At 44.9% G+C, this 17,007-nt stretch carries 10 protein-coding genes; 5 read left to right on the forward strand and 5 right to left on the reverse strand.

The window, feature by feature from the left end:
* Positions 1 to 9: 9 nt before the first annotated feature.
* The 5 genes from ATK78_RS21370 to ATK78_RS21390 all read right to left on the reverse strand — a co-directional run bounded on the left by ATK78_RS21370 (position 10) and on the right by ATK78_RS21390 (position 7,642).
* Positions 10 to 1,446 (reverse strand): RagB/SusD family nutrient uptake outer membrane protein, encoded by a 1,437-nt coding sequence (locus tag ATK78_RS21370; RefSeq protein WP_166664941.1) that lies wholly within the window; start codon positions 1,444 to 1,446, stop codon positions 10 to 12.
* Between the two features lie 10 nt (positions 1,447 to 1,456).
* Positions 1,457 to 4,861, reverse strand: a complete 3,405-nt coding sequence (locus tag ATK78_RS21375) for a SusC/RagA family TonB-linked outer membrane protein (protein ID WP_133578182.1) — start codon at positions 4,859 to 4,861, stop codon at positions 1,457 to 1,459.
* Between the two features lie 148 nt (positions 4,862 to 5,009).
* Positions 5,010 to 6,143: a FecR family protein gene (locus tag ATK78_RS21380; RefSeq protein ID WP_166664942.1), complete on the reverse strand. Its 1,134-nt coding sequence runs from the start codon at positions 6,141 to 6,143 to the stop codon at positions 5,010 to 5,012.
* A gap of 105 nt (positions 6,144 to 6,248) precedes the next feature.
* Positions 6,249 to 6,815, reverse strand: coding sequence for an RNA polymerase sigma-70 factor (locus ATK78_RS21385; protein WP_133578184.1), 567 nt, complete (start codon positions 6,813 to 6,815; stop codon positions 6,249 to 6,251).
* A gap of 365 nt (positions 6,816 to 7,180) precedes the next feature.
* Positions 7,181 to 7,642, reverse strand: coding sequence for a DUF4268 domain-containing protein (locus tag ATK78_RS21390; protein ID WP_166664943.1), 462 nt, complete (start codon positions 7,640 to 7,642; stop codon positions 7,181 to 7,183).
* Between the two features lie 183 nt (positions 7,643 to 7,825).
* On the opposite strand from ATK78_RS21390, the gene ATK78_RS21395 reads away from it, so the two are divergent.
* The 5 genes from ATK78_RS21395 (at position 7,826) to ATK78_RS21415 (ending at position 16,932) form a co-directional block, all read left to right on the forward strand.
* Positions 7,826 to 8,539 (forward strand): DUF421 domain-containing protein, encoded by a 714-nt coding sequence (locus tag ATK78_RS21395; protein WP_133578185.1) that lies wholly within the window; start codon positions 7,826 to 7,828, stop codon positions 8,537 to 8,539.
* A gap of 301 nt (positions 8,540 to 8,840) precedes the next feature.
* The gene (locus tag ATK78_RS21400) at positions 8,841 to 11,915 is read left to right on the forward strand and encodes a SusC/RagA family TonB-linked outer membrane protein (protein ID WP_133578186.1); all 3,075 of its coding nucleotides are present in this window, start codon (positions 8,841 to 8,843) and stop codon (positions 11,913 to 11,915) included.
* Positions 11,916 to 12,039: 124 nt separating this feature from the next.
* Positions 12,040 to 13,509: a RagB/SusD family nutrient uptake outer membrane protein gene (locus ATK78_RS21405; RefSeq protein WP_133578187.1), complete on the forward strand. Its 1,470-nt coding sequence runs from the start codon at positions 12,040 to 12,042 to the stop codon at positions 13,507 to 13,509.
* Positions 13,510 to 13,579: 70 nt separating this feature from the next.
* On the forward strand, positions 13,580 to 15,244 hold the full coding sequence (locus ATK78_RS21410; RefSeq protein ID WP_208112419.1) for an arylsulfatase: 1,665 nt from the start codon (positions 13,580 to 13,582) through the stop codon (positions 15,242 to 15,244).
* Positions 15,245 to 15,273: 29 nt separating this feature from the next.
* Entirely contained in the window at positions 15,274 to 16,932 is a 1,659-nt protein-coding gene (locus ATK78_RS21415; protein WP_133578188.1) for an arylsulfatase, read from the forward strand.
* Positions 16,933 to 17,007: the final 75 nt, after the last annotated feature.

The following is a 17,007-nucleotide window of genomic DNA, read 5'->3' on the forward strand; positions in this document are numbered from 1 at the left end:
CCAAATTCTTTAATAACCAAATTCTGTTTCCAGCTGCGGTAATGGGAGTACATACCTGGCTGGCGGATAGGTTCCTGAAACGCCGGGAACGGTTGTGCTGTTCATCCGTTTGTGGTAAAAGAAGAACTGTCCCTCAGAAGGCGTTTCTTTCCAGTATTCTTTACGGATCTCTTCCTGGATCTGTGCAGAAGTTGACGCCGCACTGATTACGGCAGTGATTCCACGAGCCTGTCTCACCGTAGTCAGATAACCTATCGCGGTTGCTGGATCGGTATCCTTCAAACATTCTGCAGCGATGTAGTACATTTCAGGGATCTTGATCAGCGGCATTCTTTTAGAAAATGCCTCAGTAATGCCAGAGGGCTGGTACAGCTTGCCAAAGAATATTTTAGGCGTTGCCAGTCCCGTTAGGTTTCTGATCAGGTACACATTCCTATAGTCTGTGGTTCCGATGGATGCAGTTTCAAACTGTTCTGCCAATCGCGCGGCTGTGATAATCAGGGTGGTGGTAAAACGGGTACTATCCAGGATACCTACATAATTCTGGGCCAGTTTATTTACATAAAGTCCGAAGATCTGTTCTGTTGTAAACACGCGGTCACGAACGGCTTCATTACCCGCAGCGATAGCGGCCTGCAGTACAAACGGGAATTTAACCGGTGCTGCGGCAATGACTTCCTTTGCTGCGGCCAATGCATTTACTTTATCGTCTTTCCACAAAAATACACGGGCTTTAACGGCTTTTACCGCATAATAATTAAAGCGAAGATTTCGGACCAGGTTACCTGCACCGGTTGTAAACAATGGATCAGATTTTAATAAGTCTTCTGCCGCATCCAGATCAGCCTGGATCTTTTCCAGTGTATTGCTTACTAAAAGCTTTGGTGTAATTACAGGTTTATACTGCGTTACGTATGGAACTCCGGGTTTATCCAGTCCACCGTTCCTTATAGATGGGGTATATAACCTCAGCAGGTCAAAATGCAGAAATGCCCTTAATCCAAGTGCTTCTCCTTTGATGATGTTGTACTGATTGCCGCTAAATAGGGAACGGTCTGCCGTTTCCAGCTGCTCCAGGATATTGTTCAGGTTTGAAATGGCATTATAGCTGTTGGACCAGATGCCTTCAATAATTGGCCGGTCGCTGTCATTCTGATAAGCACCCGCAAATGCATCCCGATAGGCCACAGATCCATTGGAGGTAGACAGGTTATACAGTCCGCCCAGTACATCGGTTAACCCGAAAGTGAGTTCCCTGCCGTATAATGGCGTCGATCCCATTTTAATATATACGCCGTTCAATGCTTCTGCAAAACCTTGTTCATTGGCAAAGAAACGGTCATTTTCAATTTGTGTTTTGGGCTCAACCTCAATCCATTTTTTGCAGGAAAGGCTGAACAGGATTACCAGACACAGGCTTATATTTATTAGTTTAGGTGCTTTCATTTCCTTGGTTTTAAAAGTTTGCATTTAGTGTGAACTGGAATAGCCTTGCAAATGGATAGGTGGTTCCTCTTTCAACTTTTACCGTTGAGAACACGAAGGCTTCATTGGTCTGGAATCCTGCCCTTAAGCGGCTAAATCCTAACTTTTTGATGGCGGTAAACCGGTCCAGTTCATACTGCAGCTGAAGCGATGCAAAAGTGAGCTGGTTATTGTCTTCCACAAAACGGGAGGTTAAACGGGTGTTGGTACGGTCGGCTATATTTTTAAAGAAACTGATGTCTCCGGGCTTCTGCCAGCGGTCTGACAATACCCTTAGATCCACATTCTGATAGATGTCTGCATTTTCTACACGGTTAACAAGTGTGGTGTTATAGATCTGTCCGCCGAAAGTATACCTGAATGTTGCATTCACCAGGAATCCCGCATATTGCAGGTTAAACCCGAAGTTGCTGTTAAAATCAGGGAGGCTGTTACCAACTACTACCTGATCTGCCGCATTCCAGTCGTACGTAACACTTCCATCCAGTTTCTGATACACTTCTCTTCCTGTTGCCGGATCGATCCCTAATGAGGGCACTGCATAAATGGCATCCATCGACTGCCCTTCTACGAAGCGTACCCTTGGAAGGTTTGATCCTGCTGTGGCCGGGTTACTGCTGATCACATCCTGCCTGTTGTTATAGCTTTGCAGTGCATTTGAAATTTCTTTCAGCGTATTCTTGTTGTGTGATACTGATGCAAAGAAGCTTAACGAATTCCGTGTTGCTGAGTTTTGAAAGACGCTGTAGCGCAGGCGGAAGTCGAAGCCCCTGTTTTCTACCTTACCCAGGTTGGCTTTATAGGTTGCGAAACCTGCAGATGGCGGAAGGGTAATATCGGTTAGCAGCCCATCAGTATAGGATACATAATAGTCAAAATTTGCACTTAAGCGCTGAAGAACAGCCACATCAACACCAAAGTTATGGTCTTGTTTGCGCTGCCATTTCAGATCCGGATTGGCCAGGCCGATCAGGTAGGCCCCATTTTCGTTAGAATAGGTATCGTCTAAATAATAACGGAGTGTGCCGAGGCTCATGTAGGAGTTAAAGCCCTGCGAACCGGTAAACCCGGTGGTTGCCCTTAACCGGAACTGGTCTACAAAGCCAAGTTCTTTGAATATATTTTCATTGTGCAGGTTCCATCCCAGTCCTACAGACCAGAATTTACCCCAGCGGTTATTTGAGCCGAATTGTGAGGACTGTGTGGTCCTGTACGATGCATCTAACAGATATTTTTCATCGTAGGCATAGTTTCCGGATGCAAGCACACTCATGTCACGCACCGTACTTTCTGTACCTGCCGGACGGGTATTCAGCATATACTGAAGTCCTAAAGAAGGCAGGTCGAGCCTATCGTTCGGAAAGCCTTCCACGATATAAGAATTGCCCATGGATTCGAAGCTGGACATGTCATAAGCGGCATTCAGCGTGATGGCGTGCTTGTTGATCAGTTTGGTATAGCTTAGGGTCAGGTTACCGATTAAATTATCATTGGTACCATTTCCTTTCGTGTATCTTCCTTTTCTAAATATACCGGCACCCGAGGTAAATTCTGTGGTGGTGAATGTGGTATGGTCTGCCGGAAGGAAAATATCTGTTTCACTGATCTGTTTGGTAAAGCTAAATCTTCCAACTGCCCTTAATGAGGGCAGGATCAGCCAGTCTATGCTGGTGTTGTTGGTGATATCGGTATAGTTGCTTCTATCGAAAGTGGATAGCGTAGCATTATATGCGGGGTTATAAACCGGGCTGGATGTTAAGTTTGGTGAACCTGCAGGGGGTTTAACAACGGTATTTGCAATCTTTTGAATCCTGCCGCTTGCATCCGTATAGGCCAGGTATGGGTTCATGGACACGTAATCAGAGAAACTGCCCCATGGGGAGTTGTTTGATTTGGTAGACTGCAGGGTAAGCACGTTGTTGATGTTGAATGCCTTTTTACGGTATCTTAAGTCGATTGCACCAGAAAGGATATTCCGGTCGGATCCTTTCATGGTTCCTTTGATACCATTATACATCGCATTCACGCCATATACCAGCTGCTGATCACCGCCTTCAACACGAATGGAATGTCTCTGGTTTAGCCCATTCTGGATTGGTTTGGATAACCAATCGGTGTTGACACCACTTTCAACGGCCCTTAAGTAATTGTTATATTCTGTGGCCAGTGTGTATTGGTTTGCAGGGTTTGTACTTTGATAAATGCCTGCTGCCAGCTCTGCCTGTAATTTCTGCATCCCATTGGTAAGCTTATAGCTGCTCAGGTCTGCTACTTCCCAGCCGATCTGGCTGTTGTAAGATACCTGAAGCTGACCGGCCTGCGGACGAAGGGTTTCAATAACCACGACTCCATTTGCGGCTTTAGACCCATAAATGGCCTTTGAAGCTGCATCCTTTAACAGCGTAACGCTGCTTACGCGGTACATATCCAGGTCGATCACTTTCTGCAGGGTGGTCTCAAATCCATCCAGGATAAAAAGCGGAAGGTTTGGATTGGCAGAATACTCACCGTTCAGGTCGGGCAGTCCGGATTGTCCACGCAATTGAATATCTGGCAGGGCATTTGGATTTGACCCCATCGAGATGTTCTCTACAATGGCGAACGCAGGATCCAGATTCCGCAAGCTTTGAACTACGTTTTGGCTTCCGGCTTTCAACAGGTCTTCCTGTTTAAAGCTGGTTGTAGATCCGGTATAGGTGTTTGCTTTCCTTGTAAACATCCCCGTTACGACCACGTCTTTCATTTCATTGATACTTTCTTCCATACTTACGGTCATCCGGCCGGCCAGATCCGTAACTGTTACCTGCATCGGTTTATAGCCGATATAACTGACCATTACTACGGATCCCACTCTTGCATTGATGAGAAAGTTACCGTTGGTTTCTGTGATTACTGCTCCTTTTCTATTTCTGACACTTACGGTTGCACCTGGAATGCCTTGTTTCGTTTTGGCATCTACCACTTTACCTGCCAGTACAGAATCTGCCTGTTTCATTTCTATAATTTGATCTGCCGCTTTACGTTTGATCACGATCAGCTTATCTTCAATCACATAGCTTAGCGGAAGATTGCTAAGACTTCTGGTTAAGGCTTCATCAACCGTTACGTTTTTAAAGTTTACTGTTAAGCTTTTAATTCCGCTAACAAGGTCTTTATTGTAAATGATATCATAGCCACTCTGGGTACGGATCTGTTTAAGTATGGTGGTTAGATCGACATTTTTTTCATTGATATTGATGCGCTGCGCCAGTGTTACGTTAGCTTTCAGCTGCAAAATTGTGGTCAGTATAATGACAATGGCTACCCTCATAATGAACAGGAATTTCAGGATATAGCCTGGAGGCCTACCTAAATAATTGGTAAAATTTTTATACATTTAGTTGGTTGGTTTTGTGCGGTCACCTTTGGGTGATTGCATTGGTTGATAATGTGTTGTGGAAATAGTTATCTGGCCCCAATCTTTGCCGGCGAGTGTTTGCAGCACTCCCGGCTTCTTTTTTCAGGTTACCAGGTGGATCTTGTATTTATTTAATCACCCTGATCCTCCTTCCTTCGATCTTAAAGTTCACGTCTTCTGTTTGTTCTAATCTTCTCAATACTTCGGATATATTTCTATACCTGGATACCCGCGCTACGATGTGCAGGTTTTCTGGCACATATTCATAAACGACTTCTACATCGTACCATCTGGAGATGGTACGCATCAGACTTTTAAAATCCTGTCCGTCGAAGATGAATACACCATCTTTCCATCCGGTTTCCGTCTCCGGATCAACGGTTAACACTTTAATCTCATTTCCTGAAATGACCGATTGTTGTCCGGGTTTCAGGATCTGCTGATTTACTTTAACTGATCCTGCCAGCAGGGTGGTCTTCGTTTCCGGTTCATCTGCATACGAATTGATGTTAAAATGGGTGCCCAATACTTCTACAACCTGATCGTTTGTGGTTACCTGGAATGGTTTGTTTGGATTGTGGGCCACTTCAAAATACCCTTCGCCTTCCATTTTTACCTGGCGGTTTGGTTGGAGGTTAAATGTGGAGGGTATGATCAGTCTTGAATCGGCATTGAGCCATACCCGTGTTCCATCAGGCAGGTTGATCTGGATTTGACCTCCCCTGGGTGTGGAAATGGTGTTGTAGGCGACCTGCTGATCTCCGGTGTTGGTTTTCGGGTTGTTATTGAATGCATACAGCAGTTGTCCGTTCTTTGTTCTGGTAACAGTTACATTCCCATAAGCCACAACTTTTCCGGCCCTGGTTCCACCCAGGTCAATTTTCTTTCCGTTGGCCAGGGTTAGTATCGCTGTATTTTTTCCGGGGGCTACGTCATTAACCAGCTGCATTTGACTGGATGGCTGATGTTTAAAATAAAACAATACCGCTATACCTACAGTTAGCAGCAGTACCGCTGCTGCTGTAATTTGAGGCCACAGTTTTATTATGCCGGTAGATTTCCGGGCGGGATGAATCCCGGTATCGATCTTTTGGTATAGTGTATTCTTTATTTCTTCTTTATCCCGATCACTTACGGTATTCCATTCCGGATGATCTGTTTGAAAATGATCATAATAGGTATTGTATATAATCAAGTCGCTTTCAGTTGCTGAACCATCAGCAACGTGTGCAGAAACGCTAATAAATTCTTCTTTTTCCATGTATTCCCAGATGCGCTTATATATGTAAAGCACATGAACACGCATCACCCCCTACATAAGACGTGATTTTTTTAAGAAAAAAAGAAAATACCCCACAACTGACAGCTATAAAAAGAAAAAGATGAGCATCATATTCGTTCCAAGCCTACTTCTGAGCTTTTTTAGCGCTACTGTAATTTGGTTTTCTACTGTTTTTTCAGAAATCCCAAGTTTATTGGCAATTTCTTTATTACTTAACTGCTCAAAACGACTGAGATGAAAGATCTCACGGCAGCGATCTGGCAGATCATTGGTAAATTTTTTAATAAATTCCATTAATTCCTGGGCTTCGAAGGCCAGTTCATCGGTAATCTGGATTTGTGTGGTGGCCAGTTTTTCAAAAAAAGAGTTCTTCGCCTTATTGTTCCTGATGTAATTGGCTACTTTAAATTTGACTGCGGTAAGGAGGTATCCTTTGCAGGAGGTGAGTTCCCATTTTTTACGGTGCTCCCAAAACCAAACGAATACTTCCTGTACAATATCCATACAGGAATCCCTGTCCCTCAATACATTATAAGCAGACCCATAAAGTGCAGACCAATGCCTGGCATACAGTTCATTAAATGCGGCATAATCACCGGCCTTTAATAGATCAAGCAGCTCCGCTTCCTGAAAATCACTATAAGAAATCATGCTACCCCCATCAGATATACAAGTATATGCATTATCTGATTAAAATCGGCTATGCTATTCATCCATACAATTGCATCATTTACCGATACATTGACTAAATAGTGCTTGATTAAGCAGACATTTATATCAACAATTAGCGGATATGCAAATTGAAAATTGAAGAAATACATCCTGAGAAAAAGTAGTGCAATACATTTTCGAAGTGTCACCGAAATTCTTCGGAATACGACAACAAAGGGATGATCAAGATAAGGGAGAGTAGGGTTATAACAGTAGTCATTCGTGGCTGCTGTTATTTTTTTACCAGGACATTAACGATTGCCATAGCTTTAGGTCGCGGCCACACCCGCGATCATGGCAGTCTTCTATTTAAATACATCGAAGCTATATTGTGCATCGTCCCAAAACTGATCCAATGCAACCATCCTGACCTTAAAAAAAGTAATGAGATCAGGCCAGTCTTCCTGTTTAAAGATATTTACGCCGTACAGATGCTTAACTATCCGGGTTACCGTTTTACCATATTCATTGGATACGTGCAGTTCCCATTCCCATTCCTCTTCAAAATAACCATTCAGGATATTTTTAAATTCTTTAAACTGTTCAAAGATCAGTTCCTGGATAGAGGGATCAGGGTGTACGATCTCGATTGCTATGGCTGCTGATTTTTGTCCGGCATCCATTTTAAAGTTCAGGTGCTTAATCCCTGTTTTGTAATTGACCCAATTGATCCGTTGTCCTTCTGCCGAAGGCTGCAGGGCCATATATTGCCCAAAGGCTGTCCAAAAGGATTGTTTGATTGATGATGCCTGGTCTTTGCTGTACAAAATATAGGGTTTTAGGAGTTCAAAGGTATAGGTTCTGCATCAGGATGCAAAATGAAGAAACAAAACAGCGTTTAAAGTGTACTATAAATTAGAGTCTGCTTTAATTGTTTAGGGTGTACTTTAAATTCAACTTCTGATGAATTGAATAAAGCATACGATAAACAAAGCATACAACTATGAATCATGGATAAACTTCAGATTTTTGATTTTCACCGCATCTTCATTGGCGATTTCCCGATGCTCTTTTTAATGGAGATCGTTTTTAGAACGGGTGTCATGTACATATATACCATTCTTTTGCTTCGCTTTCTGGGTAAACGAAGTATGGGCCAGCTTTCTACCCTGGAGGTTGCGATCATCATTTGCTTTGGCTCTGCCGTCGGAGATCCGATGATGGGTGCTGATGTACCATTACTTCATGGTATGGTTGTGATCACCACGGTTGGCCTGCTGCAAACCGGAATGGAACGCCTGATTAACCGGCATCGAAAAATGGAAACCCTAATGGAGGGGAAGCCGGATTGTTTAGTAAATGACGGACTGGTCGTGTATGAGAACCTTAAAGTAAACAACCTGTCGCAAGAAGATTTGTTCCGGTCGCTGAGAAGTAACCAGGTAGATCATTTGGGAGAAGTAAAAATGGCATTGTTTGAAACATCCGGCTATATCTCTGTTTCCTTTCATGCCCCAAAGAACATTAAGCCGGGCCTACCGGTTGTTCCCAGAGAATTACTAGATCCCAATTCATTGTTTGACGGTGCTGACCGTGTGCCTGATGCCCGAAAATACAGCTGTACCAATTGCGGTTACACGAAGGGCTTCTCTTCTTCTGAATACTTTGGATCCTGCCTAAGCTGTTCCTGCACCTGCTGGGTTAAAGCAGGTTTAAGCGAATAATCGTTGCAAAATAAAGTCTACAAAATTAGTAGTCTATTAAAATAGTTTTTATATTTGTGAACTTAATCAAACTAATATGAAACTATATTTTACTATTCCCGTATCCCGCCTACCGAAAAAACAGTATTGTTGTTGTTGCTGACCTTTTGCAGTTTCTAACAGCTGGTTAAAGCTGCTGAACACCTTCTTTTAATAAAAAAGGGAAATACGTTACCGCATTTCCCCCAGGCCAATTCATGAAACAGGAATTCAATTGGCGTTGCTCCTGTTTCGATTATTCCAACTAACCCATTTCAAAGTTATGCATAATTTTGAGAAAGTCAATCCGGCAATCCGGATATTGGCTTCGTTCATTACGTGTTTTTTCGTATTTATCCCATTTTTAGGACTTGCCCAGGTCCCCACGCAGCCTACCATTAATTCTAAACTTAAAGGGAAGGTTACCGACTCGCGCACTAAAGAATCTTTGCCTGGTGTGAATGTTAAGATCAAAGGCGTAACGAACTCTACCATCACAGATGCCACCGGTGAATTTGAACTGATTACCGGCCAGAAGTTTCCATATACGCTGATCATCAGCTATGTTGGTTATAAGACCATAGAACTCTTTGTGGATGGAAGTCCGGTTGCCATTTCCCTGGAAGAGATCTCTAACCAGCTTAACGACATTGTTGTAGTTGGTTATGGCACCCAGAAACGAAGTGATGTTACCGGCTCTGTATCATCGGTATCCCAAACCAGTTTAAAGCAGCCGGTTAGTTCGATAGACCAGGCATTAAAAGGTGCTGCTCCCGGAATCCAGGTTACCCAAACTTCGGGACAGCCTGGGGGTGGTGTAAGTATCCGCATCCGTGGCGGCAGTTCGATACAGGGTGGTAATGAACCTTTGTATGTGATTGATGGCTTCCCGGTTTACAACAGCACTTCTTCTGCCGGTACGCTGAGCGGGATCCCGGTTAATCCGTTGTCCTCGATCAATCCTGCAGATATTGAAACGGTAGACATTTTAAAAGATGCATCGGCCACTGCCATTTATGGTTCAAGAGGTGCCAATGGTGTGGTGATCATCACCACTAAAAAGGGAAAGTCCAACTTAACCGTCTTAAATTATGAAGCCAGTTTCGGTATTCAATCCATCCGGAAAAAGGTGGATGTGCTTAATGCGCGTGATTTCTCTATTTTAAGAAATGAAGCCTTGTTTGACGCTAATCCTGCGTTAGGTCCAAACCAATACTTGTCGCAGGCACAGATCAGCCAGCTCGGCGAAGGCACCAACTGGCAGGATGCTGCATTAAGGGATGCTGCTACACAAACCCACCAGATTTCCTTAAGCGGCGGCAGTGAAAAGGTGCGTTACCTCCTTTCCGGAAATTATGTAAAACAGGACGGGATCATTAAAAATACAGACTTTAAACGGCTTGGTTTCCGGGCAAATGTGGATGCCCGGCCTTATGAAAACCTAAAGGTGAGTGCCAGCCTGACCTTTAACAAATCGGACGCCAATGTAGCACCCGGCGGAATTATAGGTTCCTTACTGATTATGCCGCCCACGGCATCTATTTATGATGCTAACGGCGGCTATACCCTCCGAAATCCTTTCGAGAATATTTTTGCCAATCCCATTGCAACGATTCTTGAACAGACCAACCAATCGACTACAAACCGGTTGCTGGGAACTGCTTTTGCTGAATATTCAATTATTCCCGGTCTTACGGTAAAAGTGCTGTTTGGTGCGGATGTGAATAACATAGCCGAAAAAAGCTATGTTCCCAGCACGATCTATGAAGGCAGTCTGACCAATGGATCTGCTGGAAGAGGTTCACTCAACTCCTATTCCTGGCTAAATGAGAATACCGTTAATTATGCCAAAACGATTGGAAAACATACTTTTGATGTGCTGGCCGGTTTTACACAGCAGGAATATACACGGGAGAACTTTACTGCCGCTGCGCAAAACTTTATTGTGGATGACTTAGGTCCGGATGGATTGTCTGGCGGTGCTACACTGGTTAAACCCGGTTCTGATGCGACCGACTGGATTCTTCATTCTTACCTGGGAAGGATCAATTATAATTATAACAATTTATATTATGCTACTGCAAGTATCCGGACGGATGGTTCTTCCAGGTTTGGTAAGGGCAATAAATGGGGATATTTTCCATCTGCAGCATTATCTTGGAAGATCAGCAATGAATCCTTTTTTAGTTCCCTGTCTGAAACGATCAGCGATCTAAAGTTAAGAACGAGTTTTGGTACTACCGGAAACCTTGAAATTGGAGAGTATCAGTCTCTTGCTACACTGGGTACTTACACCTACATTATTGGAAATTCAATTTTAACGGGCTTTTCTCCCAACCGGATTGGAAATCCCAATTTAAGCTGGGAAACCACCTATCAATATGATGCCGGGATAGATATTGGCTTTGCAGCAAACCGGATCCAGCTTACCCTTGATGGTTATTATAAAAAGACAACGGACCTGCTGCTCAATGTTGAAATTCCATGGACTTCAGGCTATCCTTCGTCGCTGCAAAACTATGGATCGGTACAGAATACCGGTTTTGAAATTGGCATCAATACGAAGAACCTGACCGGGGCTTTATTGTGGAATACAGGACTGAATGTTTCTATTAACCGGAACAAGGTGCTAACGATTGGAAATGGGGCTAGCTCCTACATTAACGGCAATTATATCATTCGCGTTGGTGAACCCCTGGGCAGCTTTTTCGGGAATGTGACCAATGGTATCCTGCAGACCGGCGAAGAAGCTGAAAAGGGAAAATATACCGGGAATGCGGTTCCTAAGGCAGGCGACCGGTTATACCGGGATGTGAATACCGATGGTTCGTTTACCACAGCTGCCGATAAGGATATTATTGGGAATGCACAACCAGATTTCATTTTTGGGTTAACGAATACCTTTTCATGGAAGGGTTTTGACCTGTCTGTTATTTTGCAGGGCGCCTATGGGAACCAGATCCTGAATACCAACCGGCAGAACCTAGAATTGTTTACGGGGCAGCAAAATGCGGCTGCTTCTGCAAAGGACAGATGGACGCCTGCAAATCCGAGCCAGGTCTTACCACGTGCCAAGCTAGACCCTGCTCCCGTCTTTTCTGACCGTTTTATTGAAGATGGTTCCTTTTTAAGGGTTCAGAATGTTACACTGGGCTATTCGCTTCCCAGATCGCTGCTGAGCAGGTTAAAGTTGTCCAGGGCGGGCATTTTTGTGTCCGGACAGAACCTGCTGACCTGGACCAATTACACAGGTTTTGATCCTGAGGTAACTTCTGGAAGCAATGTCTCTCCGGGAACTGATGCCGGGATCTATCCGGTTTCAAGAACGGTTAGTGCAGGTGTAAGAATTGGGTTTTAGCAGGCTGAATGGAGTGCTGCTGACCCTTATAAATTAATTAAATGAAGCCAATGTGCGAATAAGTTCATGTGCTATAATAAATAGCACTTACAACGGCTGCATCACGATATAAATGATATTTCTAATGAAAACTAAACAGTTACACTACCTGATCATTCTTACTTTAAGCCTGTTTTCCTGCTCTAAGCTGGATGAGAAGCCTGCCGCCTTGCTGGTTTCTGACCAGTTCTATGAAAATGAAGCACAGGCTACAGCTGCGGTTACTGCAGCCTACAGAAAGTTATATGATAGCGGACAATCCCTGTATAACGGGTTATTTCAGATTGGGGTTGAAATGGCTACAGACGATTATGAAGCGGGTCCGCGTGCAAGAAACGCGCATGTGAGGGCTATTTCTGGCCTTACCCATGATTCTTCAAATGACCGTATGGAGCAGTTGTGGAAGCAAAGCTACGATGCGATCAACGTTTCTAACATTGCTATAGATCGTATTGCGGTTATTGATGCGTCGAAAATTTCTGAGACGGCCAGGACCAGGCTAACCAACGAAGCTAAATTTTTAAGGGCGCTGCACTATTTTAACCTGGTACGCTGGTTCGGCGGAATTCCGGTTGTTCTGCATGAAGTGACTTCACTTACCCCAGAGAATCTATATGTAGAAAAGGCTGCGGAAGACGCTGTTTATCTGCAGATTATTCAGGACCTGAAAGATGCGGAAACTTTACCAGCCACTTATGGAGCTGCTGATATTGGGAGGGCCACTTCTGGTGCCGTTAAAAGTTTACTGGCCAAGGTATACCTTACCCATAAGGACTGGCAGCTTGCTGCTGATAAGAGCAAGGAGGTTATTGATGGCAAGCAGTATGCGCTGTTTGATGAGTTTGCTGATGTGTTCAATGTGGCTGCTAAAAATGGTAAGGAGCATATCTTCTCTGCGCAGTTTAAAGGGAATGCGGGTTACCAGGGCAATAGCCTGGCAAGCCGGTCTGCGCCGGCAGATGTTCCCGGTATAAATGGAGATTATGCAGATGCACTGCATGTTGCCGGCGGCTTGTATGAAAGCTACAGCACAACGGATAAACGCCGCGCGGTTACCTTTGTTACCCAGATTGTAAGTCCGGTGAATGGCCAGCTATATACACTTGCGACTCCCCAGTTTAATAAATATTATGATCCGGCAGTGGTGGGCAACCAAAGCCAGTCGTCCAAAAACCTCTCCATCATCCGCTATGCCGAAGTGCTGCTGATCTACGCGGAAGCGGTGAATGAACTGAACGGTCCGACGACGGCTGCATACGATGCGATTGACCTGGTACGCAGCCGTGCCGGGATCAGCAGGCTGCAGGATCAGGTGCCTGCGCTGAACAAAGATGAATTTCGCGATGCTGTTTTTCAGGAGCGCCGCAAAGAATTTGTTTACGAGTACCAGCGCTGGTTTGACCTGGTACGCAGAGGCCCTGAATATTACATCCGAATTTTAAAGGCCGCGGGTAAAACGCTCGCAGCTGCACGGCATATACACTTCCCCACTCCGCAGCGCGAACTGAACCTAAACCTTAAACTTAAGCAGCATCCGGACTGGGTTGGCTTTTAATTTAAACCGCTCGTCTGCTTTTGATGGCGCAGATAGCCGGATAGTTTTCTAAATCCTAATCTTACGTAAAATGGAAAATTCATTAAAAAAACACTTTCAAAGATCCTTTAGCCTGATGATTGCGTGCTGCATCGGCACTGCTTCATCCCTGCTATTTGTTTTGCCTGTCTATGCACAAAAAGCGGAGCGGCCCAATATTGTGCTGGTCCTTGTTGATGATCTTGGGTTTTCGGATACCGGCCCGTATGGAGCACTGGACCTCGAAACACCAAACCTCGATAAGCTGGCCGGAGAGGGAATCCGGTTAAAGGAGTTTTACAACAATTCGATCTGTGCACCTACACGGGCTTCTTTATTAACCGGACAGTACCAGCATAAGGCCGGGATGGGTTACTTCAACGTTAACCTGGGCTTACCTGCGTACCAGGGTTTTCTGAACAAGGAATCTCTTACGCTTGCTGAAGTTTTAAGAAGCGGCGGATACTCGACACTTATGTCTGGCAAATGGCATGTTGGTGACGACAAAGACCAATGGCCCAACCAGCGTGGGTTTGACCAGTTCTTTGGCTTTATTGGCGGTGCGAGCAACTACTACGAACTGGAAGCTAAAGAAAAAGCCCAGGTTCCGCTGATGCTCAACAATGAACCCTTTTACCTGGAGCCCGGCAAGTACCTTACGGACGAGATTACCGGTCATGCCCTTGATTTTTTAACTGCACAGAATCAAACGAAAAAACCCTTCTTTTTATACCTGGCGTATAATGCGCCGCACTGGCCTTTACAGGCATTGCCGGAAGATATTGCAAAGTATAAAGGAAGGTATAAGCTGGGCTGGGATTCTTTACGAACCATCCGGTTTAAGAATGCTGTTGAAAAAGGTTTGATTGATCCGGGACAGAAAATAGCGGTTGCCGACAAGCTGTTAAAACCATGGAATAAGCTGACCTATGATGAGCAGCAGTACTGGCAATTGAGGCAGGAGGTTTATGCGGCTATGATTGATCATGTGGATCAGGGCATTGGGAAGCTGCTGGAAAAATTAAAGGAGCTTAAAAAGGATAAGAACACGCTGATCGTGTTTATATCCGATAACGGATCTCAGGGTGGCAATGGTTTAAGATTGTATACTCAAAGGACAACTGGCCCTGTTGGCAGTGCGGGTTCTTATGAAGTTCAGAACAGTAACTGGTCGCAGACCGGGAACTCCCCTTTACGGAGCTACAAGGATTCTCCATATGAAGGCGGCATCAGTGCTCCTTTTATCGCCTGGTACCCTGGTAAGATCAACGCGAATACCATTGCGCAGGGCACGGCCCACCTGATTGACCTTGCTCCTACGTTCTACCAGCTTGCCGGCATCACTTACCCGGCACAATTCCAAAATACAAAAACCAATGCATTAGCAGGGAAAAGCCTGGTGCCTTTATTAACCGGTCAGGTTAACCGCGTGGATCGTGCAGAGCCTTTATTTTGGGAGCGTAGCGGCAAAAAAGCAGTAAGGGATGGGAAATGGAAACTGGTTTCTCTTGCTGGTGCTGATGCCAAATATGAGCTGTACGACCTGGAAGCGGACCGGGCTGAAAATACGGACCTTGCTGCTCAGTACCCTGAAGTAGTAGAGCGGTTAAAGTCTGCTTATACCGTTTGGGCCTCAAAAAATGACGTGGTAGATTATGAGAAGCTGCGTCCGCTGCCTGCAGCCGGAGTACAACCAGGCAGCAGACGAACCAATTAATTGAGTATTTATCTTTAATACGATTTCACATGAAGACCATATTTTTCCAAAAATCTCTTTTTGCTCTTTTAATGATCATTTGTGCAGCCCCTGCTGGATTTGCCCAGAACACCGTTAAAAAGAGCAAACCCAACATCATTCTGATCATGGCTGACGACCTCGGCTATTCGGATATCGGCTCTTATGGTTCTGAGATCCAAACGCCAAACCTCGACCGGCTGGCCAGTGAAGGTCTGCGCTTAAAGGAGTTTTATAATAATTCGATCTGTGCACCAACCAGGGCGTCGCTTTTAACAGGCCAGTATCAGCATAAAGCTGGGGTGGGTTATTTCTCCAATGACCTTGGTCTGCCTGCCTATCAGGGTTACCTGAATGCAGCTTCCTTAACACTTGCTGAAGTGCTTAAGGAAAACGGTTATGCTACACTCACATCAGGAAAATGGCATGTATCTGGTGATAACGTCAGTATGCCCTGGCAGCGGGGATTTGATTCGGTCTACCCAAGAGATGAGAATTCTGCCAGGTCAGGTGCCCCGCAGGAGCGCACGCTGGTTTCTGATGGAAATGGGTTTCCTGTATCTGCGTATTTCCAGACCAATGTGATTACCAAAAATGCCGTTGACTTTATCGATCAGGAAAGCAAAAAAGAGAAACCCTTCTTCTTGTATCTTGCTTATACCGCACCACATTGGCCATTGGTTGCCTTGCCGGAAGATATTGCCAGGTACAAAGGCAAATACGATAAGGGCTGGGATGAGTTGAGAAAGGAACGCTTCGAGCGCCAGAAAAAGCTGGGCATTGTTGCTGCCAACGCAAAACTTTCTGTAAAGGATGAAGACATTTACGACTGGAGCCGTTTATCTTTTGACCAGCGGCAGCAATGGGCTAAAAAGATGGAGGTTTATGCCGCTATGGTTGACCGCCTGGATCAGGGTATTGGAGCGGTACTGGAGAAATTAAAGCAGACCGGACAGGCTGAAAATACACTGATCGTATTTATATCCGACAATGGTGCTCCCGCGGAGGACCTTGTAAAATGGCACAATGGTGCTACGAAGAACAGCGGCCCTGTAGGTTCAAACGGTTCTTATGAATCGCAAAGCAAGAACTGGTCTTACGCCTCTAACACTCCTTTTCTTGCATTTAAAGATTATATGTATGAGGGCGGTATCAGTTCTCCTTTTATCGCCTGGTATCCTGCAAAAATTAAAGCCGGCGAAATTGCAAAAGGCACCGGGCATATCATTGATATTGCCCCGACCTTTTATGAACTCGCTGGTACAAAATATCCGGCAAAGTATAAAAATACAGCTTCCAATCCGCTTCCGGGTAAAAGCTTGCTGCCTGTTCTTTTTGGTAAACAGTCTGAAGTAGTAAGACCTGAAGGCCTGTTTTGGGAAAGAGCCGGTAACCGTGCTGTGCGCGATGGCAACTGGAAGCTGGTTTCTACGTACCCATCCTATACCTGGGAATTGTACAACCTGGAAACGGACAGAGGCGAGACGACAAATGTTGCCCGCACCAACCACGATGTAGTGAGCAGGCTTTCTGTGAAGTACTTTGATTGGGCAAAGCGAACCGGTGTTGTTGATTTCAGCACACTGGAAGCCAAAGAGCCTCAATCCATGAAAGACTTTAGGAAAAGTAAGGTGCAGGAACCTGCCGGTGCTGGCTTTGGTGTACAATAGTTCAAGTTGGTTGTTCCATTAAACAGTGCGTCATTCTCAATTTACCTATTGATTCGTCAGATATTCATTTTAACA

The sequence above is a fragment of the Pedobacter metabolipauper genome, assembly GCF_004362715.1.
GTDB classification, from domain to species: Bacteria; Bacteroidota; Bacteroidia; order Sphingobacteriales; family Sphingobacteriaceae; genus Pedobacter; species Pedobacter metabolipauper.